This is a genomic window from Deltaproteobacteria bacterium, assembly GCA_016183175.1.
Taxonomy (GTDB): Bacteria; UBA10199; UBA10199; order UBA10199; family SBBF01; genus JACPFC01.
The window spans coordinates 1-21,523 of record JACPFC010000105.1; the positions used below are offsets into that span (position 1 = coordinate 1).

Below are 21,523 nucleotides of genomic sequence, written 5' to 3' on the forward strand. Positions count from 1 at the left end.
GATCGTCCGTCGAATTCTCGAACTTCATGTTCCACTTCCCCTGCTCCTTGCCCCAGCGATGCCCCATCGCCCCCTTGGGCACGACAAAATTTCCCGATTTTTCGTCGATATTCAGAAATTTCCAGTCGCCGTTCTCGATATCCTTGAATGGGGCAAGTGCGTTGGCGCGAAGAAGGCGCCCCGGCTTGTACGGTGAAACAGTACCCCCCTCCGGGGACTTCGCCGAAGGGTAATGATCCCCCTCTTTGTCAAGAACAACGAGGTACGGGCTGTCGGTGTACTGTTTGGCGTACTTCAGAAAATAAGGGGTCTGTTTTTCGTGGTGAAATTCCTTCAAAATAACATGCGAAACCGCCATCCAGAACGCGCCGTCGCTCCCCGCGTGGAGAGGCACCCACTGGTCCGCGTACTTGCAGACCTGGCTGAAATCGGGCGAAAAGACCACCGCCTTGGTGCCGTTGTGCCGCGACTCCGCGAAAAAATGGCAATCGGGGGTCCTTGTCATGTTGAGGCAGGCCCCCATGTCGGCGATCATCTTGGCGTTGTACCAGTCGGCGCTCTCGCAAACGTCGGTCTGCTCGCCCCAGATTTCCGGAAAAGCGGTGGGAAGATCGCAGTACCAGTCGTAGAAACTCAAATTGACGCCGCCAAAAAGCTGAAGGAATCGTCCGCCCGCCGCGTAGCTTAACATCGACATGGCAGGGATCGGCGAAAAACCGATGACCCGGTCGGGGCCGTATTTTTTGGCCGTATAAATATTGGCGGCCGCCATGAGTTCCAGAACCTCGTCCCAACCGACTCTCCGAAATCCCCCCTTGCCGCGGGCATTTTGATACTTCTTGCGCTTCTCTTTGTCCTTTTGCAGGGCTTCCCACGCCTTGAGAGGATCACCGGTTTTTTCTTTCTCTTCCCGGTAGGCGTCAATCAGGGAACCCCGGATCAGCGGATATTTGATCCGAAGGGGGCTGTACAAATACCAGGAATAGGAAATCCCCCTCTGACATCCGCGCGGTTCATAAGGCGGAAGTTTGTCTTCGAGAAGCGGATAATCGATTTGCTGTGTCTCCCAAACCACGATGCCGTCTTTGACATGAATCTGCCAGGAACAACCCCCGGTGCAGTTGACCCCATGCGTGCTTCTGACGATACGGTCATGCTGAAAGCGGTTCCGGTAAAATTCCTCCCACTGCCGCGTTTCCGGAGAGATGATGTCTTTGATCCAACCCATGAGTTGTTCTCCTTATATTCTCTCTCTTCTATTCCGATTTAATCTGCCGGTCGTAGATATCCTGATTCACCGGCCGTTTTTTCCGGCGCCGTCCAACCACGGAATAGAATCCCAAAAGGACAACAAGGCCTCCGGCGCCCGCGCCAAAGAGCCCCCACCCGTAATCCCTCGGATGCTGATAGGCATGTTCCTTGTCGGCATTCTGCAAAAAACCGACAAGCGCGCGGATTTCGCCCTCCGTGAAGGGCATCCCTTTATAGGCGGCCTGCATCACCGGGAAGGGAGGCCCTCCCAGAATCGCGCGAACCCCCTCTCCTCCCATCCGCGAGAATACGGTGGTCAGTTCCTTCGCCAAAATTCCGCCGCCGATCACGGCGTCATTTCTTACATGGTGGCATGAAATACAGGACGGACCGCCGTTGGCGAAACGAACCTTTCCCTGGAATAAATTTTGCCCAAGCTCAATTTCATTGGGTGTTGCCTCTACCACGGTTTCTGATGGCGCTCGCGGCGCAGAGGGAGCGGAAGCGGGGTTCCCCCCCACTTCTTTAATGTGAGACATAATCGCTTTGATCTCTAGATCCGTCAGCGCCTGATCCGGCATGACCATTTTGAATTCTTCAAAGAGGGCCTTGGCAGACGGGTCACCCGAGTTGATAACGGCCTGCGGGGATTTGATGAATTTCAACAGCCAGCCTTCGGAATGACGGTCGTTCACCCCCGCCAGATCGGGGCCGACACGCAGTCCTTGGCCTATACTATGGCAGGCGCTACACCTCTGCTGAAAAATTTCTTTGCCGGGACTTCCGGCAAATCCTGTTTGAGACCCGATAAGACAGGCCCCGAGGACAAAAAACCCAACGATGCACGATGACATAACTCCCCCCTCACCCCTTCTTAACTTAAGAGGGGGACGGGGGGACATGACACGAATCAAAAGGCAATATGATCCTGATCATATGATTTAGATCATACTTTACTACTTCCTATAGCGCTCCGGCCCCACCCATTCATCCCACGAACTGTCGTAGCCGTCGTAGTGGATGTAGAGCTGTTTTCCTTTTGCTTGCAGGACATGGGCCGGATACCAGGTCCCCTTCCAGAGGACCTGCACGGGATCCCCCTCGCTAAAGGGTCCGGAGGCCGCTGAATCGGCCTTCGAGACGGCGCCGCCGATTTTGATCCGGTCGGACCCGACCCACTCATCCCAGTTGGAGCCATAGCCGTCGTAGTGGATGAAGCACTGCGAATCGGTGGCCTTCAGCACCGAGGCGGGATACCAGGTCCCCTTCCACAACACCTGCGCCTTGTCGCCGACACTGCAAATGCCGGCATGAGTGATGGGGATGGAAACTGCAGACAAAAAGACAATGCCAAGAACGGCCAGAGCCATTTTGATTTTTAGCGTCATTGGTTGTTTTTCCTTTCTTTGTTGTTGGTTGTCATTAAATCTCCTCAAACGCCTCCGCGTCAAAGACCTGAATTTCGGCTTCGGGATCTTTCCAGCAGTCCCGCGGAAGGCCCGTTTTCTGTTCGCAGAGTTCTTCCAGAAAATTTTGTTTATCCGGAATATCCTCCCAGACCTGCGGCAGAAAGAGGCCGGTGCGCCCCTTCTGCCCGATCACCACCCCCTGCCCCGGTTTTACCTCGGAGGCGGAAGAGACCTGTCGGAAGGGGCCCGGAATGGAAATTTCAATCCCGATCCGGGAAAGCTCCTCCGCCTTGACCGGGCTGAAACGGGAATCCTCCAGGGCGCTTTTAAGCGCAAAAACTTCAACCGCCTCGGCCAAAGGGAGGTTCGGGACAAGCGAACCGATGCAACCGCGCAGGGATGAACTTCGGGGGGTATCTTTTTTGCGCAAGGTGACAAAAACCGCTGACGGCAGATTAAAGGCGGGGTCTTTCCAGAGGGCGCTTTCCGGTTTTTGAAATCCCCCCACCCCCCCTTTGTCCCCGCCAGAGGCGGGTCCGCCTTTGGAGGAAAAGGGGGACTTTGTCAGGGCGCGGGTCAGCGTCTCGCGGGCCAGCGCCAACAGCGTTTTTCTCTGCGTTTCATTCAACGCTCTTTTGGGGGGAAATTCTGTACCGCGTGTCCAGATGAGCGCGGAATAACCGACGGCGCGACCGGGGTCGCCGCCGGCAAGTTCCCCGGAATTCGCATAGGCAAGTAGCCTGCTTTGGGCTCCAAGCTCCTTCATGGCATAAAGCGCCGTCAAAACACCCGCCTCGCCGCAAAAGGTGGTGACCAGATTTTTCCCCTCCCCCTTTGCCATCAGCAAACGATTGGTCCGCCAAAAATATTCCGGATCGTCGTAAGACCGTTGAAGGGCCAGAAGGGACGTTTCATCGACAATCCTTGCCGTTTCCTTGTCCGGGTAATGGGAGAGATCGGAAGAAACAATCAAAAGAGTTCCGCCCGATTGAATGAGTTGGGACAGCGCCTTGCCGATTTGAGAGGCGGCCTTGAGATCGACATTGTTCATCAGAAGGGGAACCACCTTGAAATTTCCCAAAACAGTCTGAAGAAAGGGAAGCTGGACTTCGACCGAATGTTCCCCCTTGTAGGCATCGGGAAGATTTTGCACTCGGGGGGTTGATGCCATCATCTTTTTAACCGCCGCCTCATCGATCGGCACCTCTCCCAGCGGGGTCGAAAAAGAGCCGGCGGAAACCGTTGCCCCCCCTTTGACGAAGACGCGGTGGCCGGTGGCCAGAACAATCACCGTGTCGTACCGGCGCCCCTTGAGGAGATGGTAGACGCGGGCGGCGGTCTTTCCCGACCAGGCGTAACCGGCATGCGGCGCGAGGGCCGCGATCAATTCCCCCTGAAAAGAGGCGTCGGGCGCCTCGTTGATCAATGAATCGACTGTTTTGCGGAGTTCGGTTTTGTCGGCGGGATAAAAGGCGCCGGCGACCTGCGGAGGAATCGTTTCGGCATTCGCCGCCCCCGGGGCGGGGCGGCCCCCCAAGGCGGGTTGCCCCCCGCAAACAACGGCGATCGACAGCAGGAAAAAGGCCAAAAAGGCGGAAAATTTCATGCCTCGACCGGGATCAGGGTGTAATGAAACAGTTCAAGGCTTTTGCCCAGTTTTTGATAGAGCTCGTCGGTGAGGCGGATGTGAATTTGATTGCGACAGTGCCTTAATTTTTGAAGAAGAACCTCCAGCGACATCCAGCTTGAGGGTTGAACGGCTCTGCAGTCGATGACCACCGCCTCCCGATGGCGCTTGAGCGTCCGGCGGATAATCCGGCCCAGCACCTGCGAGACCTTCACGTCGAACGATTCCTTCAGGTCGATCCAGACATGCGGACGATCCTTGAAAATATTGAGACGAAGAGCAACAAGCCCCCCCTGCCATGCCTCCCTCATCCGGCTGATCACCCTTTTCTGAAGCAACGAAAGAACCGTCTCCGTCCGCGATACCGACCGATCGAGGGAACGATCCCAAAAGGATTTGAGAGAAAGAATCGCAATCCAATCGGTCATCACCACCGCGATTAAAGCGGGGCGGTGGAGAACCGAAACAAGCGATTTCATGAAATAGTAGATGCGCCCCATCCCTCCGGGAACAATGCCGCGCCAGAAAAGACGCGAGGCATAACCCAGTTTTTGACGCAGGCTGAAATGCGGCGAAGTGAGCGGATTTTTCATCCAGTGAAGTTTGTGGACCATCCGCTCGTACGAAACGCGATCGGCCAGAAGCCTTTCATAGAGTTTTCGATGCCCCTCCACCAGCTCTTCATAGGTCATCCGGAGCGGGATCACATTGGTTGACGGCCCGGTATTGTCCGATGTGTTGATGGAACGGAGACGCCCCGCCTCGTGAAGACGCTTATGCAACGGCGTCTTTGGAGCGGCGTACAAAAGCCCCACCATCGCCACGGCGATTCCCGACTGGACGATAAACTCGTACTGCCGGTCGAAAATGGTTTTGTCGTCGGAATCGAAACCGACGATGAATCCGGCAAAGATGTCGATGCCGTACGAATAGATGGCGCGAATCGAGGTGAGCAAATCCCCCCTCAAGTTCTGCGATTTTTTTGTCTCTTTCAGGCTCTCGGCGCTGGGGCTTTCGATGCCGATAAAAACCCACTCGAAGTTGGCCTTTCGGAAAAGATCCATCAGTTCGGTGTCTTCCACCATATTGATCGATGCCTCGGTGCCGAAGCTGAAACGATAGCGGTGCCTCTTCTGATATTCCACCAGATACCGGAGAAGTTCCCTGGCTAGCGCGCGGTTTCCGATAAGGTTGTCATCCACAAAGAAAACGCTGGTGACCCCCTGTTCCCGCAGGAGATCGAGTTCCCGTCCCACTTGCTCCGTTGTTTTGGTCCGCGGCCTCCGGCCGAACATCACGATGATGTCGCAAAACTCGCACTGGAAAGGGCATCCGCGGGAAAACTGAAGCGAGACCTTCTGGTAGTGATGGAGCTTTAAGAGATCGAACCGCGGCGGGGGCGACGTGGTGATATCAACCGTTTCCGTTTCGCGATAGAGCCTTTCCGGACGCCCCGCAGAAAGATCGGCGCAAAATTTCGGCCAGATATTCTCCGCCTCTCCGGAAATCACGGTATCGACCAGCCCCTCATATTCCTCCGGGCAAAGCGACGCGTAGGATCCTCCGGCCACCGTGTAAATTCCGCGTCGCCGAAAATGATCGAGAATTTCCTTTTGCCGCGGGGCCTGCACCCCCATCCCGCAGACGCCGATGACGTCGGCCTCGGCGGACCAGTCGATCGGCTCCACATTTTCATCGATGATGGCGATTTCCCAATCTTTTGGCGTCAGGCCCGCAAGAGTGGCCAGCCCCAGAGGCGAGTTGACCGCCTTCTTGTCGCGCACCACCGCGTCCATCGCCCAGGCAAAGCTCCAGAAACTTTCGGGGAATTTGGGGTTGATGAGGAGGAGTTTCATAGAATAAATCTCTCTTGTACCTTAGCCTACCTCTCCCTCTTGGGGAGAGGCAAAGGGAGGGGGAGCGCCTTTTGTTTTGTGGGGCGTGTTTACCACTATCGGAGGACAAAGACAAGGCCTTTGCCGAAGACCCCTGTTGAAATTCATCGAAGGGAAAAAAGTTTCATCAAACCCCACAGCGCGGGGGCGGACAGGAGAGGCATCACAAGATTATCGTCGAGTCTTTTAAAAGAGGCCTCGGCAACGGCTCCGATAACACCGCCCAACAATGAAAAGAAAATAAGAGGTAAAAGAGGGAGGGTTTTCGGAAAGAGAAATCCCGCGCAGAGGGCCGCCAGCCCGGCGCAGGCGGCAAAGCAGGCCAGAGAGCCTTCCACGCTCACATGGGAGGTGATTTTTGTTTTACCCCAAATGACCCCCACAATTCCGGCCACCGGGTCTCCAATGCCGATAAAAAGCATGGTCAACTGGCTTACCTCGATCGGACAAGTGAAATAAACAACCGCCATTGAAACAATGTAAAAGATGGCCGAATTGATGTTTGTCTTCTCCCGCTCCCGCATGATCGGCCCAAACCAGCGGCAAACCCACCGGTTAATCCCGGGGTTGATATGCCGGGCCGTTTCCAGCGAAAGGGCCCATACAATGAACCCTCCGGTCAGACCCCAAACGACCGTTTCCGGCCAGTTGGAATAAACGAGCAGGTAGATGAAAAAAATTCCGTTGAATGCATGGGCGAGCTTTCGCCCCCATTGGATGTTTTTCCGGCTGGCCAGAACCGCTTCGCCCCTCAAGAACTTCTGGACAAGCGGATGCCTTTCCAGACCGGCCACACGGTCGGCCATTTCGTCGATTCTGCGGTGAAAAGATTTCCGAAAATCCTGAAAGGACGATTCCCTGACCTCGAAGAGATAGCGCCTCATATCCACCTCAAAATCTTCGAGGTCTCTCGATAGCCTGGAGACAAAACCGCGCCTTTTTAGCTCCTTGGGCATGGTCTTAAGGGAGAGCTTGTATTCCCTGATGACCCGTTCCCGGTTTTTCCACGAACTTAACAGCTTTTGTTTCAGGCTGTGAAACAGCCCGATCGAACTCAAGTGGAGGGCGGAGATATCCTCTCGAAGCCGGTCCAGGTGTTCCTGCAACGACAGGCTTGCCTGACGAAAATCAACGGAAACGGTCTGCATGGGCATAATTTTTGTTTACACCAGATATTTCGTGGCGACCTCGATGAGCCTTTTGACCTTTTTCGTGTAGGGGGGATAAAAATTCTTCAGCATGTCGATCGGCCCCTGTCTTAACACCGCCCTTTCGTGGGAGAGGTTCCGGAATCCGTAAAAGCCATGGTAGTTCCCCATCCCGCTCGCCCCCACGCCGCCGAACGGCAGGTGGTTGTTGCCGAGATGGATCACCGTGCTGTTGACGCAGGTGCCGCCGGCGGTCGTGTTTTTGAGAATCTCCTCGATGACCCCCCTGTCGCGCGAAAAGACATAGAGGGCCAGCGGTTTTTCGCGCGACCGGATGATGGCAAACGCCTCGTCCAATGATCGAAAGGTCAAAATCGGGAGAATCGGCCCGAAAATTTCCTCTTTCATGACAGGGGAATCGTTTTTCACTTTCGTCAACAGGGTAGGAGACAAAAAACGCTCGGCGGGGTTGAATTTTCCGCCGCAGGCAATCGTCGCTCCCGCCTGCACCGAGTCATCGAGGATTTTTTTCAACCCCTTCAGATGCCCCTCGCTGACCAGACGGCAATATTCCGGAGAGGCCTCCCTATGGGCCTCCGTTTCTCCATAGCGCCTCGCCAAAACCGCGCGGGCCTCTTCGATAAATTCCTTTTCCCGGCTTTCGTGGATAAGGAGGTAATCGGGCGCTACGCACGTTTGCCCCGCGTTGATGAATTTCCCCCACATGACCCGCTCGGCGGAACGGCGAATATGAGCCGACTGATCAACGATAACCGGGGATTTTCCCCCCAGTTCCAGCGTCACCGGCGCCAGATGTTCGGCCGCGTATTTCATGATCTTTTTGCCGATGGGGGTGCTCCCCGTAAAAAAGATATGATCGAAGGGGAGTTCCAAAAGGGCGTCGGCGATCGCATGGTCCCCCTCCACCACCATCGCCTCGTTTTCTTCAAAAAGACCGGCGATGAATTTTTTGAGAAATGCGGCCGTATGCGGAACCTTTGTGGAGGCCTTGGCCATGACGCAGTTGCCGGCCGAAACCGCCGTGACCAGCGGCACCATGAAAAGATTAAACGGGTAGTTCCAGGGGGACAGGAGCAGAATCAACCCTTTTGGTTCGTAGCGCACCTCGCTTTTGGTTCCAAAGAGGACAAGCGGGGTCTTCACCCGGTGCGGCTTCATCCAGCGGGAGAGATGTTTGATTGTATGGTTGATTTCGGAGATGGTGGGGTAAATCTCGGTGATGTCGGTTTCGGCCGGGTTTTTTTTATAATCCTCGTAAATGACGCGGTGGATTTCGCCGCGGTTGGCCCAGACGGCCTCGCGGATTTTTTTCAGTTTGGCGATCCGCTCCCTGGCGGATGTCCTGGCGATGTTCCACCGGTTTGCCCTCTGTCTTTCAAAAATTTTTTTGATGTCGTCCATGGCGCACCCCTGTTTTCTGGCACCCTAGCAGAATGGACGCCGAGACACAAGAATAAGACGAGAAAAAAGGCCGATCAATAATGATAGCGTAATTGGGCAATCAGCAGGCCTTGATCCGCCACCTTGTAAACAAAGCGGTGCTCACCGTCGATCCGGCGGGACCAGTAACCGGCAAGGGCATGCTTGAGGGGCTCGGGCTTTCCAATCCCCTCAAAGGGGCTTCTGACAATGTCCTGGATCAACTGGTGGATTCTTTTGAGCATGGCCTTGTCGTTTTTTTGCCAGTAGAGATAATCCTCCCAGGCGGTCTCGGAAAAAACAAGATTCATAGGAGGGTTATTTTTTTCCTTTTGCCGCGGCCTGCTTCAAGCTGGGCGATACTCTCGAGAAGTCTTCTGGCGTTTTTTGGGCTCCTTAAAAGGCAGGAGGTTTCCTCCAGCGCCTCGTAATCCTCAAGGGACAGAAGAACCGTTGCCTCCCCTCTCTGACGCGTAATCACAACCGGAGTCCGATTGCGGCAAACGCGCTCCATGGTTTTGGCCAGTTTGGCCCGGGCATGACTGTAAGAGATAGCCTCCATCGCCTTCCTCCTTTTTGTACAAAACATTGTACAATGAACGCCTTGCCGCGTCAAGGCCTACTCGTCGCCTGGGCCATCCGAAAACCCCGATAAAAAAACGGCCCAGGCGGTTTGCATCTTTCCCTTTTTCAGCGCTTGAATTTTCCAAGGAGATTTAAAATCATTTTTTCCGGAGACGCTTTGCAGGCCTTGCAGATAAGATAAAGCTCGACAATATCGACACGCCTTTCCCCTTGTTCAATCCGGGCGACAAAAGAATGTTCGCGCCCGAGCTTTTTGGCTAGATCACGCTGGGTGAACCCCGCCCTGCTTCTTATTTCGACGATTTTCCGGCGAACCAGGTCGCCCATCCGGGAATGAATTGTTTTCCGCATGCTCGCATAATGCGATCATTTTTAGTTGCTTCCAAAATGCGAGCATTATATAAACAGCGCCTTTATGAATATTCTGATCGTGGACCCCAGCGAACCCATCCGGACCCTTCTCAAAGACTACCTCACCGCCCCGGATTGCCGCGTCACCGCCGCCTCAAGCGGGGAGGTGGCTGTTGAGCTGGTCCAAAAATACAAATTCGACCTGATCTTTCTGGATGAAGAATTGCCTGACCTTTCCGCCCTTAAAATCGGAGGGTTGATTCGGGAAAAAATCGATCCCGATGTTTCCCTTGTGCTGTTTACCAGGAACAAAGATGGTCTGCCCGCAAAACAGGCCCATAATGAAGGATTCGAGGTTATCGGCAAGCCGTTTGCCCTGCGGGAGATTGAGGAGACTGTGGAGAGAGAAGGAAGAAAGAAAAAAAATTAAAAGATTAATTCGTGTTCAGAATGGCTTGTACAAAATCCTTGAAACGCGGATCGTCGGCGTATTTGGAGGCTTCTTGGCGGACAATATCCACAATATTTCTCGTCACAATGTATTGGGTCAACGCTTCACGCGATGGAGGATCAAGAAGCAGGTAGGCTTCTAAAAAACAGCGGCTGTTTTCGAGAAAAAGATCTTCTATTGCCTCGTCGAAGCCTTCTCTAAATTCTACAATGCTTGTTGGCGACTTAGCCAATTCCAGATAATCCGCTGTTTTCCGGATAGACCGACACTCTAAAGCTTCTTTTTCAGCAATCCCTAGAATAGCGAAATTTTCAGTACCGTGTTTAACGTCATCAAGGTAAACCCGATCAAGATTTTTTTTGAGACATTCCAGCGTGGCATATTTACCCCTGCACAGGTTTTTTTGTTTGTATTGAAAGCCAACCCAAGACAAAATTACCAACACTAAAATGACAACGACTATTATTTTTCGCGGCATGCTTATTTCCGTTCAACAGTTACAGTGCCTTCCGTATCATGTAACAGTTCGTCCCCCACACATCGCCACAAAAATCTGGCTGGACAACCTGGCAACCGTCAGAACCGCGTTCTGCGGGTCGCCTTGAACCGCAATGGAAATTAACACCCAACGCAAAAGATTGATTACCCTGATTTGGATTGGGGGCAATAGTGTCAATCGGTGCACCATCCCGCAAACGCACCCCCGGTTTTCTTTGTTCCGGAGGTCTCTTTTGCCCATGACCATCGATTTTGTATACGGCTATATAAGTCCCTTCCTTAATTCCAAGATTCGGATTTTTGGGATCTGACCAGCTACTGGCCGGTACCGTGATCGCTTCCTTGCCATCGTTGAGCCGCACCGTCGCCGTGCCACCGTAAAGGGGACCGTCCCGTCCCCCTTCATCGTGAACAATGATCTCAAATTCACCTGCGGGGCCCGGCTTCGGATCGGGCCCGTTCGACGGCCTTCCATTGTACCACTTCTCAACAACCTGCTTCTTGATCGTCGGGTGATCCAGCGGAAATCCCAGTTCCTTGGCCATGTTTTGATTCTTGTAAGCCAGATGAAAAAGCTGATCGGTCACATATTCCTTCGAGTAATGGTTTTTGACTCCTTCGTTCAAGATTCGGAGGCTTTGATCGGTAAATTCCTGCTCGGTTAATTCCGGCGGCGGGCCTGCATTCAACCGGCGGCAAAGATCAAAAAAGAGGGGCTTAAAGAGGCATTACCTTTTTTGCAGAACCGCAAGGAGGGAACGGCTCAATTTTTCGCTGTTTTTGACGATGGCGCGGATCTGCGGGCGGGTGGCGTTGTCGTAGTGAATCCCGGCCAGGGTGACAATCGGGCCGGGGATTTTTTGGGACAAAATCGAAACGGCCTTGCGCGTGACCACGTCGTCGTGGTGCCCCGGCAGTTTCACCGTTTTTGCGTATTCCCGCAAATTCGGCTTCAGAACCGCGGTGACCGCCCCCACATGCGGCCTGCCACCGAAAAAGGAGACAAACAGGGCCGTGAGGATTTTCAGGTAAACAAGACTCACTTTCGTATTTTCCTCGCCGGCGGTCAGGGTGCCGAACCGGGCGAAGGGAACGGAAATTTTCATGGCTGACTCCTTTCCGGGCTATTTCTCGTCCAGGCACCGCGAGACCGTCGTCTTCGGGATGAAGACGATATCGACATCGTCCTCCGCGGTGCAGGTGGAACAATAGGGGGTATCGGAAAGAAGATGCATCAACCCCAAAAGTTTGTCCTCGGTCGGGTGCATCTTCGCCCCCCCCGAGGTCCTCGATTCCTTCAGGCTGACCTTCCCCTGCCGGAGAAGATAAAAACCGCAGGGGTGGTGCCCCTCGTAAAAAATCACCTGCCCCTTCCGGTAGTGAACCGGATTTCCCTCGCGGCTCAACGACTCCAGAGCATCACGGAGGCGGTTGTACCGCTTTTCTTCCCTGGGGCCCGGCTGGCAACAATGGGCTAAAGTCATATATTCTTTTTTTCTGCCTAAGAGTTGACCAAGTTACTTCATTGTCCTTGTCAACTCCGCTCCCACCTCGCTTTATCCTCCCTATTCGGTCGGCGCTCGGTGGGAACCCTCCTATTCTCTTTTTATTAGACCCCTTCTTGAAGAAAAATGAGGCTCGTCAGTTCTAAAGCTGATTTGCATCATGAGGGGATATCCTTCCGCCGACAGACTTCTTGACGGACAGGCGGCATCTGTCTTAAATGGGGCATCATGCCTGTAAAAACCACCCCTCTGCATTGCAAGACCTGTTCCACGCGGGGGAAAAGCGTCTTTTGCGACCTTTCATCCGACCATCTTCAGGAGATCGACTCGGCAAAAACCACCAATCACTACCGGCCGCACCAGGTCATTTTCTACGAGGGAAACCAGCCCTACGGCCTCTATTGCGTAAGCGGAGGAAAGGTGAAAATTTATAAAATGGATGCCGACGGCCACCAGCAGATTGTCCGGCTGGCCGGGCCGGGGGATATCATGGGCTACCGTTGCCTTCTGGCGGGCCAGCCCTACACCTCGTCGGCCGAAACGCTGGAGGAGGCCACCATCTGTTTCATGGACAAAAAAACCTTTTTTCATGTGCTGGAAACGCATCCCGCCACCGCCTTCCACGCCATGACCCTCCTTGCCACCGACCTGGGGCACGCCGAACGGCAGATCGCCAACATGGTTCACAAAAACATCCGCGAACGGCTGGCGGAACTCTTTCTGGTTTTTAAAAACCGGTACGGGGAAAAAGCTAAAAACGGCATCAAACTCAATATCTCGCTGACCCGCGAAGAGATCGCCGAACTGGTGGGGACCACGCAGGAGTCGGTTATCCGGCTGATCAGCGAATTCAGGCAGGACAACCTCATTACCGTCAGCGGACGCGAAATCACCCTCCTCGATCTCCCTCGCCTGACCGAAATGGCCAACCTGGTGGATTAGAAATCCAAATAATGATCAATGAACTGCTTAATAATTAGTCATTTATCCTTTTCTTAGGCAAAAAAGAACCCCCTCACTCCCTCTCTATTAAACATAACTAATTGTAATTAATATATATTCTATTTGACGCGCCGTGGCATGAAATTTGCTGTCAATTAACACGATGCGTTATTCCGATAGTGTCAATTCATCGTCCACAGGAATGGTCGTTCTCGGCATGAACACCCTGGCATTCACCGTCTGCTTTGCCTCGTGGGTGATCAACGGAGTTCTGGTCACCTTCCTCGTCAAGAATGGAATTTATCCGTGGGATCAGGTGCAAATCGGATGGCTTGTGGCGATTCCCGTCTTGACCGGTTCACTGGCCCGTCTCCCCATCGGCGTCCTGACCGATCACCATGGAGGGCGGGCTGTTTTCACTTCCCTTCTGCTCGTCTCGGCCGTTGCGATGTTTTTTTTAAGCCGGGTCGATTCATTTGCCGGTTTTATTCTCGCCGGGCTTCTGTTTGGAATCAGCGGCGCCTCTTTTGCCGTGGGGATTGCCTACACCTCGGTCTGGTTTCCAAAAGAAAAACAGGGGACGGCGCTCGGAATTTTTGGCGCCGGAAATATCGGGGCCGCCTTGACCGGCATCGGCGCCCCTTCTCTTCTGGCTTATCTCACCAACAATGGGGCGCATCTCGAAGGATGGAGGAACCTCCCCCGTCTCTATGCCGCGGCTCTGCTTTTGACGGCGATGGTTTTTTTTGTTTTCACGCATCCAAAAAAAATACAGCGCGAAAAATCGATCCGGGAACGCCTTCTGCCTCTAAAAAACATCCGCGTCTGGCGGTTCGGCCTTTATTACTTCTGCCTCTTCGGCGGTTTTGTGGGATTCGCCCAGTGGCTGATTCCTTATTACGTCAACAACTACCGCTTTTCTCTTCAAACAGCGGGATGGCTGGCCGCCGCATTCAGCCTTTCGGCAGGGCTCATACGCCCGTTGGGAGGTTTCATCTCCGACAAGTGCGGGGCCCGCAGCGTGATGTACGGCATTTTTTCCGGCACATTCCTCATCGCCCTTCTCTTGACCATTCCCTCTCTCGATACGGTCTTCTTTACCTTTCTGGTTTTTCTGCTCGGCCTGCTGTTGGGAGTCGGAATGGCGGCGGTCTACAAACATATTCCCGCCTATTTTCCCGATGAAGTGGGGGTCGTGGGAGGCCTTGTTTCGGTCATCGGCGGACTGGGGGGGTTTTTTCTGCCGCTGATCTTCGGTCTGCTTTTAAAAACCACGGGCCTCTGGGGCAGTTGCTGGATCTTTTTTGCCCTGCTGATTGCGCTCGATCTCGCCTGGATGCATGGCGTGATCCGACGGATAAACCATCAGATGGTTCCGGGAACGGAGGGATCCCATGGCTGATGAGCCTCTTATCCCTCTTAAGCCCGGCGAAAATTATCGTTTTCACTTCGATGCCACCAAATGCATCGGGTGCAAATGTTGCGAAGTGGCTTGCCACGAACAAAACAACAATCCGCCGGCGGTCAAGTGGCGTCAGGTGGGCGAGATCGAGGGGGGAGAATTTCCCCAAACGAAGCGTTTCTATATTTCGATGGCCTGCAACCACTGCCTCGATCCCTCCTGTCTTACCGGTTGCCCGGTTGATGCCTACACCAAAGATGAAAAAACCGGCATTGTCCGGATGAAAGAGGATGCGTGTATTGGTTGCCAGTACTGCACCTGGAATTGTCCCTACGGCGCCCCCCAGTTTAACAAAGAAAGAGGGATGGTCACCAAATGCGATATGTGCCACGGCCGAATCGAACAGGGCCAAAACCCCGCCTGTGTAGAGGCCTGTCCTTCGGGGGCTTTGGAGATTGAACGATTTAACGTCGAAGAATGGACAATCTCCCAAGCCAATGCCCCCGGTGTTCCGGATGCCGCGATTACCCGGTCGACAACACGGATCACTCCGCCGAAAAAAAACGGCTTCGATCTGAAGCGAATCGACGACTATCGCCTTCAGCCCGAACAGCCGCATTACTCCCTCGTTCTTTTGACGGTTCTGACCCAGCTCGCCGTGGGGGGTTTCGGAAGTCTCCTGATTCTGGAATGGCTGAACTATTTTAAAAGTCTTCCGGAATTTTTCGGCCGGTTTCTTAACATCGCCCATCTGGCGATGCTGGGAACCGTTCTCCTGGCCCTCAATGCCTCTTTTTTTCATCTGGGGCGCCCCTTGCATGCCGTCCGGGCGCTCAAGATGTGGAGGCGCTCCTGGCTTTCGCGCGAGGTCCTCTTCTTTTCGCTCTTTGCCGGGTCGGCCATGGCCTACAGTCTTCTTGGCTGGCAGAAGATTTATCCTCTTGTTTTTCCTGTCCGCGGTCTGTTTGGAATTTTGGTCGCGCTCTTCGGCCTGACCGGCGTCTACTGCTCCGCCATGATCTACCGTGTCCCCGCACGGCCGTCGTGGGACAGCTGGCGAACCCCCGTCGCCTTTCTGGCCACCGCCTTTATTTTGGGGCCGCTTTTGGCGCTGGCCGTTTTCTTCTGGAGCCTGAAGAGCCAGATTCTTGCATGGGATGAAGTCTTGCCGACAATCAAAACGGCCGGCCTCTTTCTCACCTCTATTTTGCTTTTGGCCGGCTTTGTCCAATTGGGGGGAATTGCCGTCAAAGTTTTTCATTCCCTAAACGAGGGGGAACCGGAACTGAAGGCGTCGGCCCGGATGCTGACCCGGCGATTCCGGACGATCTTTTTATGGAGGCTGGGGGTTTTGCTTTTGACTCTCCTCCTCATCCCGCTCGTTTTGGTCAACCTCGCGCTGGGGGAGAGTTTGGAGATCGCGCCATTGGCCGTCGGGCTGACCGGACTTGCGATTTTGGCGACCGGGAGTGAAATGGTCGGCCGTTATCTTTTCTTTGTGACGGTGGTGCCTAAAAAAAGACCGGCGGGATATTTTTAGGGCAGGGTTTAGGGTGTAGGGTTTAGGATGTAGGGTTTAGGGTTCAAGGGGAATTACAATCTAGGATATGTTGAAACCATTTTTAAAATTTCTTGGCCTTGATACAGCACGGGAGAAGTATGCCTATGGGATCGACCCGGAATTCGGTTACATGTCGGCGGCCAAAATCCCGGACCGGTGGATCAAAACAACCTGTGGGTATTGCTCGGTCGGTTGCGGGATGTATCTCGGGGTCAAAAATGGAAAAGCGGTTGCCGTCCGGGGAGACCCCGATCATCCCGTCAACGAGGGGGCCCTCTGCCCCAAGGGGCTCTCGGAACATGAATTTATCCATGCCAAAGGAAGGGCCGTCCGCCCCCTTTTGAAATTCCGGGGAAAATTGCGTCCCGTGTCCTGGGATACCGCGCTCACCACCCTGGTCGATCGTTTTGTGGGGATTCAACGAAATTACGGCAATCAATCCCTCGGCGTTTTGAGCACCGGTCAGTTTGTCACCGAAGAATTTTATACGCTCGGAAAACTGATTCAGCTCGGTTTCAAGACAACCAACTACGACGGCAACACCACCCTCTGCATGTCCACCGCCGTCTCCGGTTACAAACGTTCCTTTGGGAGCGACGGCCCGCCGGGGTGCTATGACGACCTTGCCGTCGCCGATTGTATTTTTTTGATCGGCGCAAATATCGCCGACAACCACCCGATTCTCTGGCAACACCTGAAAAAGAACCAAAACCGGAGCCTCATTGTGGCCGATCCCCGCGTTTCCAAGACGGCGATGCTGGCCGATATTTATCTCCCGCTCAAACCGCGCTCCGACCTGGCGCTCATCAACGGGATCACCAAGATTCTGATCGATGCCGGGAAGATCGATCGGGCCTATATTGAGCGGCACACAACCGGCTTCGACGAACTAAAGGCACACCTGCAAAAATATTCCCTCGATTTTGTTTCCGAAAAAACGGGCCTCCCAAATGAGTTGATCGCCAAAGTCGCGCACGTCTACGGCGACGCGAAAGCCGCCTTCATCGCCTGGACGATGGGGGTCAATCACTCAACGCAGGGGACCGAGACGGTCAATGCCATCAACAATCTGGCGTTGATTACCGGAAATATCGGACGTCCCGGCGCCTCCCCTTTTTCCATTACGGGCCAATGCAACGCGATGGGGACGCGCGAGGCCGGATTTACTTCGAGCATTCCCGGATATCGGAAATTTGAAGATCCGCGCGATCGGGAAGAGGTTGCCCGAATCTGGGGGGTTCCGGTTGATCTGATTCCCACGCAGAGGGGAAAGGCCTACCCCGACATTATTGAGGCGATCATTCAGGGGGAAATCAGGGCCCTCTGGATTCTGGGGACAAACCCTTTTGTCTCCTACCCGAACCAACCCCTGTTGAAAGATGCGATCTCGCGGCTCGATTTTCTGGTCGTCCAGGACGGTTTCCATCCCACGCCGACGACGGTTCTTGCCGATCTCGTTTTGCCGGCCGCCATGTGGGGTGAAAAAGAGGGAACTTTTACCAATTCGGAAAGACGGGTTTCGAAGGTCAACAAGGGGGTTGCGCCTCCCGGCGAGGCCAGGACCGACTTTCAGATTTTTTTGGAAATCGCCAAAAGGCTGGGGGTCCATACAACTCTCTTTCCCGGCTGGAACGGGCCGATCGATGCCTTTGAGGAATGGAAAAGGGTCTCCCAGGGCCGGCTCTGTGATTATTCCGCAATGACTTATGAAGAAATTGAGGCGAAGGGAGGCCTTCAGTGGGGAGGGGCCCGCCTCTACACTAACTCTCTTTTTCCATCGAACGACGGCAAAGCGACCCTTTGGGCGGTGGATGGCTGTGAGATGCCCGAGCAACCGAACAAAAAATTTCCCTTGCTGTTGAATACCGGCAGGACCGTCGAGCACTGGCATACGCGGACAAAGACGGGACGAATCGATCTGTTGGAAAAAATGTCCCCCGAGGCCTGGGTGGAAATGAATCCGCAGGATGCCGCGGAGTTGAAACTCAAACAACACGACTTTGTGCGCCTGGCCTCTCAAAGAGGGTCAATAGAAAAAATCGCGGTGCGGATCACGGCGATTGTGCCGCCGGGGCATCTGTTTGTCCCGTTTCATTACATTGAGGCCTGCGCCAATAACCTTACGGTTGCGGCGTTCGATCCGATTTCACGCGAACCGAATTACAAACAGAGCGCCGTGCGCGTCGAGAAATTGAGATTTGGAGATTAAGTATTCCCCCCCCTTTGAAAAAGGGGGGCCAGGGGGGATTTGTCCCGCGAACCACTATGACAAAATCCCCCTCAATCCCCCTTTTTCAAAGGGGGAGGCTAAAGGAGGTAAAGAATATGAACAAAAAAAACCTGGTGGTGATCGGCAACGGAATGGCCGGGGCGCGCGTGGTCGAAGAAATTCTCAAGCGCACACCCGAAATGTTCCAGATTACGATGTTCGGGGCCGAACCGTATGGAAACTATAACCGGATTCTTCTCTCAAACGTCCTCAACGGAACCGACAAGGCGACTGATATCTTCATGAACCCTCTCTCCTGGTACGAAGAGAAAGGGATCAAACTTCATGCCGGCGTTAAGGTGATCAAGATCGACCGCGAAAAGAAAACGGTCATCGGCGTTCCTCTCACGCGGAACGATTGTCCTTACTCATCCTCCAACCCATCGCCAGCCAACAGACAGACAGTTGTTGAACCGTATGATGACGTCATCATCGCCACCGGTTCGCGCCCCTTTGTCCCCCCAATTGAAGGGTTCGGCGGTCCCGGCACCTTTCTCTTTCGCACGCTGGATGATTGCGCCCGCATTGCCGACTACGCCGCCAACTGTCAGAAGGCCGTGGTTATCGGCGGGGGACTTCTCGGTCTGGAAGCGGCCCGGGGGCTCTTGACCCACGGGGTTTTAGTCACCGTGATTGAAGCGGCGCCCCACCTGATGCCGGTTCAGTTGGATGACGAAGGGGGGCGCCTTCTGAAATCGACGATGGAGGCGATGGGGATCACCGTTTACTGCCAACAGATCGTGAAGGGCATTGAGAAAAAAAACGGCAAAATCAGTCACCTGGTTTTCCACGATGGAACGACGTTGCCGACCGACATGGTGGTGGTCTCAACCGGCATTCGTCCGATTGTCGAAATAGCCAATGAGGCGGGGTTGGCTGTGGGGCGGGGAATCATGACGAATGATCAGATGCGGACAAACGATGAAAACATCTTCGCCGTGGGGGAATGTGTGGAACATCGGGGTCAGCTCTATGGCCTGGTTGAGCCGATCTGGGAGCAGGCGCGCACCTTGGCCGATGTGATCACCGGGATGAATCCGCAGGCCGCTTACACCGGCTCGAAAATGGCCACCAAGCTCAAAGTGATGGGGGTGGAACTGGTGTCGATGGGGGAAAAAGATCCCGCCGGTGAAAAAGATGAGGTGGTTACCTATCGGGAACCCAATCGGGGTGTTTATCAAAAACTGATTATTCGTGGGGACAGACTGGTGGGCACCATCTTATTGGGCCAGGTCCAGGCCTATGATCATCTTCTCCAGGTTTTAAAGGATGGGAATTCCGTATCTCCAGACAGAACGGAACTCTTATTTGGCCAGCAGGAGAGCAAATCCCTGACGGATGTCTTGCAGATGCCCGATGGTTTGCAGATCTGTAATTGTAATGGTGTGACCAAAGGAGAAATCAGGAAAGCAATCCGGAAGGAAAACTGCACCAGCGTTCTCAAAGTGGGTCTCTGCACAAAGGCAGGCCAGGGATGCGGCTCTTGTAAAAATGTTATTTTCCAACTTATTCGCGCCTATGCCGACGATTTATCGTCTGACCCAAAAGAACACTATTATGTTCCCGGCGTCCCCCTGGAAAAATCCCGGCTCATTGCCGCTATTAAGGCCAAAAATTTAAAGTCGGTGAGCACCGTATTTCAGGAACTGGCTGGGGGGAAGGAGGATGCGGTGAGCAAGGTGGGGCTCGCTTCTCTACTGCGCTCCACCTGGAACGAAGAATATAAAGATGAACGCGATGCCCGTTTCATCAACGACCGGGTCCACGCCAATATTCAACGAGACGGCACCTTCTCGGTCGTCCCCCGGATTTACGGCGGCGTGACTTCGGCCGACGAATTGATCCGCATCGGCACGGTGGCCAAAAAATATAACGTCCCGATGGTCAAGATCACGGGCGGCCAGCGGATCGATCTTTTGGGGGTGAAGAAGGAAGATTTGCCGCACATCTGGAGAGATCTGGGAATTCCCAGCGGCCATGCCTACACCAAGGCGGTGCGAACGGTGAAGAGTTGTGTGGGAACCGACTTCTGCCGCTATGGCCTGGGAGATTCCATTCGTCTGGCGCAGGAAATTGAGCGGGCGTTTCAGGGAATAGAGTCTCCGCACAAAATCAAGATGGCGGCCGCCGGTTGCCCCCGCAATTGTTCCGAGGCGTATGTGAAGGATGTGGGGGTTGTGGCCATTGAAGGGGGAAAATGGGAGATTTATATCGGTGGAGCGGCCGGCGGCACCGTTCGCAAAGGGGATCTGCTGGCAACCGTCGAAACGCATGAGGAGGTCCTGAAATTAGTCGGGCGGTTCATCCAATATTACCGCGAACATGCCAAATATATGGAGCGGACTTATGGTTTTGCGGAGCGGATTGGGATCGATCGGCTGAAAGCGATTTTAATCGAGGACGAAATGGGAATTTGCAAACGGCTGGATCAAGAAATTCAAAAGGCGGCGTCCACCTACGTTGACCCATGGAAGAAAGAGGCGGAACTGCCGGCCTATCCGCATCAATTTGAAGGACCGGAATTGGTTCAGGTTTTACAGGAGGCGGTGAACAATGGATAAAAAAACCATCAATCTGGGATTTATCGAAAAGATTCCGTTGGGGCAGGGTTTTTGTTTCATCGTGGAAAAGGATGAGATTGCCGTTTTCCGGCCGCGCTCGGGGGGGCTTTACGCCATTCAAAATCGCTGTCCGCACCGAAGAGGGCCTTTGGCTGAAGGGGTTTGCGATGCCCAGACGGTCATTTGTCCCTATCATGGCCATAAGTTTTGTCTGCAAACGGGGAAAGGAAGTGAGGCGGGAGAAGAAGTCCGGGTTTTTCCCGCTCGCGAGGAAGAGGGAGAGATTCTTGTCGATATCGGGACCTGATGGAAATCATGTTTCGATCTGATGCGACGCATGGCTCCCGGCATTATTTTTTGATTAAACTTGTTTTGTAAATTCCTCGAGCCCCCTTGCGGGGCCGATGGGCTGTGCTGAGAACAGCACGGCCTCCCGATTCTCCGCCTGAGGCGGAGATGAATTGGAAAGGGGAATGAGATGACTGTTCTTCATGATTCATACGCGCGTCATCTGACCTATCTTCGTATTTCCCTCACCGATCGGTGCAATTTTCGTTGCGTCTATTGCATGCCTCCCGAGGGAATCAAGCTTCTTCCGCGCGCCGAAGTTTTAACCCTCGAGGAAATA

Annotated in this window: 22 protein-coding genes; 8 read left to right on the plus strand and 14 right to left on the minus strand. The window is 53.9% G+C overall.

Annotated features, from left to right (window positions below; genetic code table 11):
• The 10 genes from HYU99_10030 to HYU99_10075 form a co-directional block, all read right to left on the minus strand.
• Positions 1–1,228, minus strand: a 1,228-nt coding sequence (locus HYU99_10030; protein ID MBI2340680.1) for a nitrate reductase subunit alpha, incomplete at its 3' end; no start/stop codon positions are given.
• A gap of 28 nt (positions 1,229–1,256) precedes the next feature.
• Entirely contained in the window at positions 1,257–2,105 is an 849-nt protein-coding gene (locus HYU99_10035; GenBank protein ID MBI2340681.1) for a c-type cytochrome, read from the minus strand.
• Between the two features lie 102 nt (positions 2,106–2,207).
• Positions 2,208–2,621, minus strand: coding sequence for a hypothetical protein (locus tag HYU99_10040; protein ID MBI2340682.1), 414 nt, complete (start codon positions 2,619–2,621; stop codon positions 2,208–2,210).
• A 52-nt stretch (positions 2,622–2,673) separates the two neighbouring features.
• Positions 2,674–4,266: an AmmeMemoRadiSam system protein B gene (gene amrB / locus HYU99_10045; GenBank protein MBI2340683.1), complete on the minus strand. Its 1,593-nt coding sequence runs from the start codon at positions 4,264–4,266 to the stop codon at positions 2,674–2,676.
• The gene (locus tag HYU99_10050) at positions 4,263–6,143 is read right to left on the minus strand and encodes a radical SAM protein (GenBank protein ID MBI2340684.1); all 1,881 of its coding nucleotides are present in this window, start codon (positions 6,141–6,143) and stop codon (positions 4,263–4,265) included. Before HYU99_10050 ends, amrB begins: the two co-directional genes overlap by 4 nt.
• 143 nt (positions 6,144–6,286) lie before the next feature.
• Complete coding sequence (locus HYU99_10055; GenBank protein MBI2340685.1) at positions 6,287–7,336, minus strand: hypothetical protein; 1,050 nt, start codon at positions 7,334–7,336, stop codon at positions 6,287–6,289.
• 9 nt (positions 7,337–7,345) lie between these two features.
• Entirely contained in the window at positions 7,346–8,752 is a 1,407-nt protein-coding gene (locus tag HYU99_10060; protein MBI2340686.1) for an aldehyde dehydrogenase family protein, read from the minus strand.
• A 74-nt stretch (positions 8,753–8,826) separates the two neighbouring features.
• The gene (locus HYU99_10065) at positions 8,827–9,081 is read right to left on the minus strand and encodes a Txe/YoeB family addiction module toxin (GenBank protein ID MBI2340687.1); all 255 of its coding nucleotides are present in this window, start codon (positions 9,079–9,081) and stop codon (positions 8,827–8,829) included.
• Positions 9,078–9,332, minus strand: a complete 255-nt coding sequence (locus tag HYU99_10070) for a type II toxin-antitoxin system prevent-host-death family antitoxin (GenBank protein ID MBI2340688.1) — start codon at positions 9,330–9,332, stop codon at positions 9,078–9,080. The genes HYU99_10065 and HYU99_10070 overlap by 4 nt, the downstream gene beginning before the upstream one ends.
• A 128-nt stretch (positions 9,333–9,460) precedes the next feature.
• On the minus strand, positions 9,461–9,706 hold the full coding sequence (locus tag HYU99_10075) for a helix-turn-helix transcriptional regulator (protein MBI2340689.1): 246 nt from the start codon (positions 9,704–9,706) through the stop codon (positions 9,461–9,463).
• 64 nt (positions 9,707–9,770) lie between these two features.
• Between HYU99_10075 and HYU99_10080 the strand changes: the two genes are divergently transcribed.
• Entirely contained in the window at positions 9,771–10,136 is a 366-nt protein-coding gene (locus HYU99_10080; GenBank protein MBI2340690.1) for a response regulator, read from the plus strand.
• 4 nt (positions 10,137–10,140) lie between these two features.
• On the opposite strand, the gene HYU99_10085 is transcribed toward HYU99_10080, so the two are convergent.
• From HYU99_10085 to HYU99_10100, 4 genes are all read right to left on the minus strand, one after another.
• On the minus strand, positions 10,141–10,635 hold the full coding sequence (locus tag HYU99_10085) for a hypothetical protein (GenBank protein ID MBI2340691.1): 495 nt from the start codon (positions 10,633–10,635) through the stop codon (positions 10,141–10,143).
• A gap of 19 nt (positions 10,636–10,654) precedes the next feature.
• Entirely contained in the window at positions 10,655–11,242 is a 588-nt protein-coding gene (locus tag HYU99_10090; protein MBI2340692.1) for a hypothetical protein, read from the minus strand.
• Between the two features lie 141 nt (positions 11,243–11,383).
• On the minus strand, positions 11,384–11,761 hold the full coding sequence (locus HYU99_10095; protein MBI2340693.1) for a hypothetical protein: 378 nt from the start codon (positions 11,759–11,761) through the stop codon (positions 11,384–11,386).
• A gap of 18 nt (positions 11,762–11,779) precedes the next feature.
• Positions 11,780–12,139: a cyclic nucleotide-binding domain-containing protein gene (locus HYU99_10100; GenBank protein MBI2340694.1), complete on the minus strand. Its 360-nt coding sequence runs from the start codon at positions 12,137–12,139 to the stop codon at positions 11,780–11,782.
• A gap of 249 nt (positions 12,140–12,388) precedes the next feature.
• Between HYU99_10100 and HYU99_10105 the strand changes: the two genes are divergently transcribed.
• From HYU99_10105 to HYU99_10135, 7 genes are all read left to right on the plus strand, one after another.
• On the plus strand, positions 12,389–13,102 hold the full coding sequence (locus HYU99_10105; GenBank protein ID MBI2340695.1) for a Crp/Fnr family transcriptional regulator: 714 nt from the start codon (positions 12,389–12,391) through the stop codon (positions 13,100–13,102).
• Between the two features lie 163 nt (positions 13,103–13,265).
• Positions 13,266–14,504, plus strand: coding sequence for a NarK/NasA family nitrate transporter (locus HYU99_10110; GenBank protein ID MBI2340696.1), 1,239 nt, complete (start codon positions 13,266–13,268; stop codon positions 14,502–14,504).
• Positions 14,497–16,044 (plus strand): dimethyl sulfoxide reductase anchor subunit, encoded by a 1,548-nt coding sequence (locus HYU99_10115; GenBank protein ID MBI2340697.1) that lies wholly within the window; start codon positions 14,497–14,499, stop codon positions 16,042–16,044. Before HYU99_10110 ends, HYU99_10115 begins: the two co-directional genes overlap by 8 nt.
• A gap of 67 nt (positions 16,045–16,111) precedes the next feature.
• The gene (locus HYU99_10120; protein MBI2340698.1) at positions 16,112–18,274 is read left to right on the plus strand and encodes a nitrate reductase; all 2,163 of its coding nucleotides are present in this window, start codon (positions 16,112–16,114) and stop codon (positions 18,272–18,274) included.
• Between the two features lie 116 nt (positions 18,275–18,390).
• Positions 18,391–20,895, plus strand: coding sequence for an NAD(P)/FAD-dependent oxidoreductase (locus HYU99_10125; GenBank protein ID MBI2340699.1), 2,505 nt, complete (start codon positions 18,391–18,393; stop codon positions 20,893–20,895).
• Positions 20,888–21,202: a nitrite reductase (NAD(P)H) small subunit gene (locus HYU99_10130; protein ID MBI2340700.1), complete on the plus strand. Its 315-nt coding sequence runs from the start codon at positions 20,888–20,890 to the stop codon at positions 21,200–21,202. The genes HYU99_10125 and HYU99_10130 overlap by 8 nt, the downstream gene beginning before the upstream one ends.
• Before the next feature lie 171 nt (positions 21,203–21,373).
• A partial coding sequence (locus HYU99_10135; GenBank protein ID MBI2340701.1) for a GTP 3',8-cyclase MoaA occupies positions 21,374–21,523 on the plus strand: 150 nt, incomplete at its 3' end.

Excerpts from the sequence above, each read along its gene's own strand:
- HYU99_10035 (MBI2340681.1), bottom strand. The coding sequence starts at position 2,105 with ATGTCATCGTGCATCGTTGGGTTTTTTGTCCTCGGGGCCTGTCTTATC.
- HYU99_10040 (MBI2340682.1), bottom strand. The coding sequence starts at position 2,621 with ATGGCTCTGGCCGTTCTTGGCATTGTCTTTTTGTCTGCAGTTTCCATC.
- amrB (MBI2340683.1), bottom strand. The coding sequence starts at position 4,266 with ATGAAATTTTCCGCCTTTTTGGCCTTTTTCCTGCTGTCGATCGCCGTT.
- HYU99_10050 (MBI2340684.1), bottom strand. The coding sequence starts at position 6,143 with ATGAAACTCCTCCTCATCAACCCCAAATTCCCCGAAAGTTTCTGGAGC.
- HYU99_10055 (MBI2340685.1), bottom strand. The coding sequence starts at position 7,336 with ATGCCCATGCAGACCGTTTCCGTTGATTTTCGTCAGGCAAGCCTGTCG.
- HYU99_10060 (MBI2340686.1), bottom strand. The coding sequence starts at position 8,752 with ATGGACGACATCAAAAAAATTTTTGAAAGACAGAGGGCAAACCGGTGG.
- HYU99_10065 (MBI2340687.1), bottom strand. The coding sequence starts at position 9,081 with ATGAATCTTGTTTTTTCCGAGACCGCCTGGGAGGATTATCTCTACTGG.
- HYU99_10070 (MBI2340688.1), bottom strand. The coding sequence starts at position 9,332 with ATGGAGGCTATCTCTTACAGTCATGCCCGGGCCAAACTGGCCAAAACC.
- HYU99_10075 (MBI2340689.1), bottom strand. The coding sequence starts at position 9,706 with ATGCGGAAAACAATTCATTCCCGGATGGGCGACCTGGTTCGCCGGAAA.
- HYU99_10080 (MBI2340690.1), top strand. The coding sequence starts at position 9,771 with ATGAATATTCTGATCGTGGACCCCAGCGAACCCATCCGGACCCTTCTC.
- HYU99_10085 (MBI2340691.1), bottom strand. The coding sequence starts at position 10,635 with ATGCCGCGAAAAATAATAGTCGTTGTCATTTTAGTGTTGGTAATTTTG.
- HYU99_10095 (MBI2340693.1), bottom strand. The coding sequence starts at position 11,761 with ATGAAAATTTCCGTTCCCTTCGCCCGGTTCGGCACCCTGACCGCCGGC.
- HYU99_10100 (MBI2340694.1), bottom strand. The coding sequence starts at position 12,139 with ATGACTTTAGCCCATTGTTGCCAGCCGGGCCCCAGGGAAGAAAAGCGG.
- HYU99_10105 (MBI2340695.1), top strand. The coding sequence starts at position 12,389 with ATGCCTGTAAAAACCACCCCTCTGCATTGCAAGACCTGTTCCACGCGG.
- HYU99_10110 (MBI2340696.1), top strand. The coding sequence starts at position 13,266 with ATGCGTTATTCCGATAGTGTCAATTCATCGTCCACAGGAATGGTCGTT.
- HYU99_10115 (MBI2340697.1), top strand. The coding sequence starts at position 14,497 with ATGGCTGATGAGCCTCTTATCCCTCTTAAGCCCGGCGAAAATTATCGT.
- HYU99_10120 (MBI2340698.1), top strand. The coding sequence starts at position 16,112 with ATGTTGAAACCATTTTTAAAATTTCTTGGCCTTGATACAGCACGGGAG.
- HYU99_10125 (MBI2340699.1), top strand. The coding sequence starts at position 18,391 with ATGAACAAAAAAAACCTGGTGGTGATCGGCAACGGAATGGCCGGGGCG.
- HYU99_10130 (MBI2340700.1), top strand. The coding sequence starts at position 20,888 with ATGGATAAAAAAACCATCAATCTGGGATTTATCGAAAAGATTCCGTTG.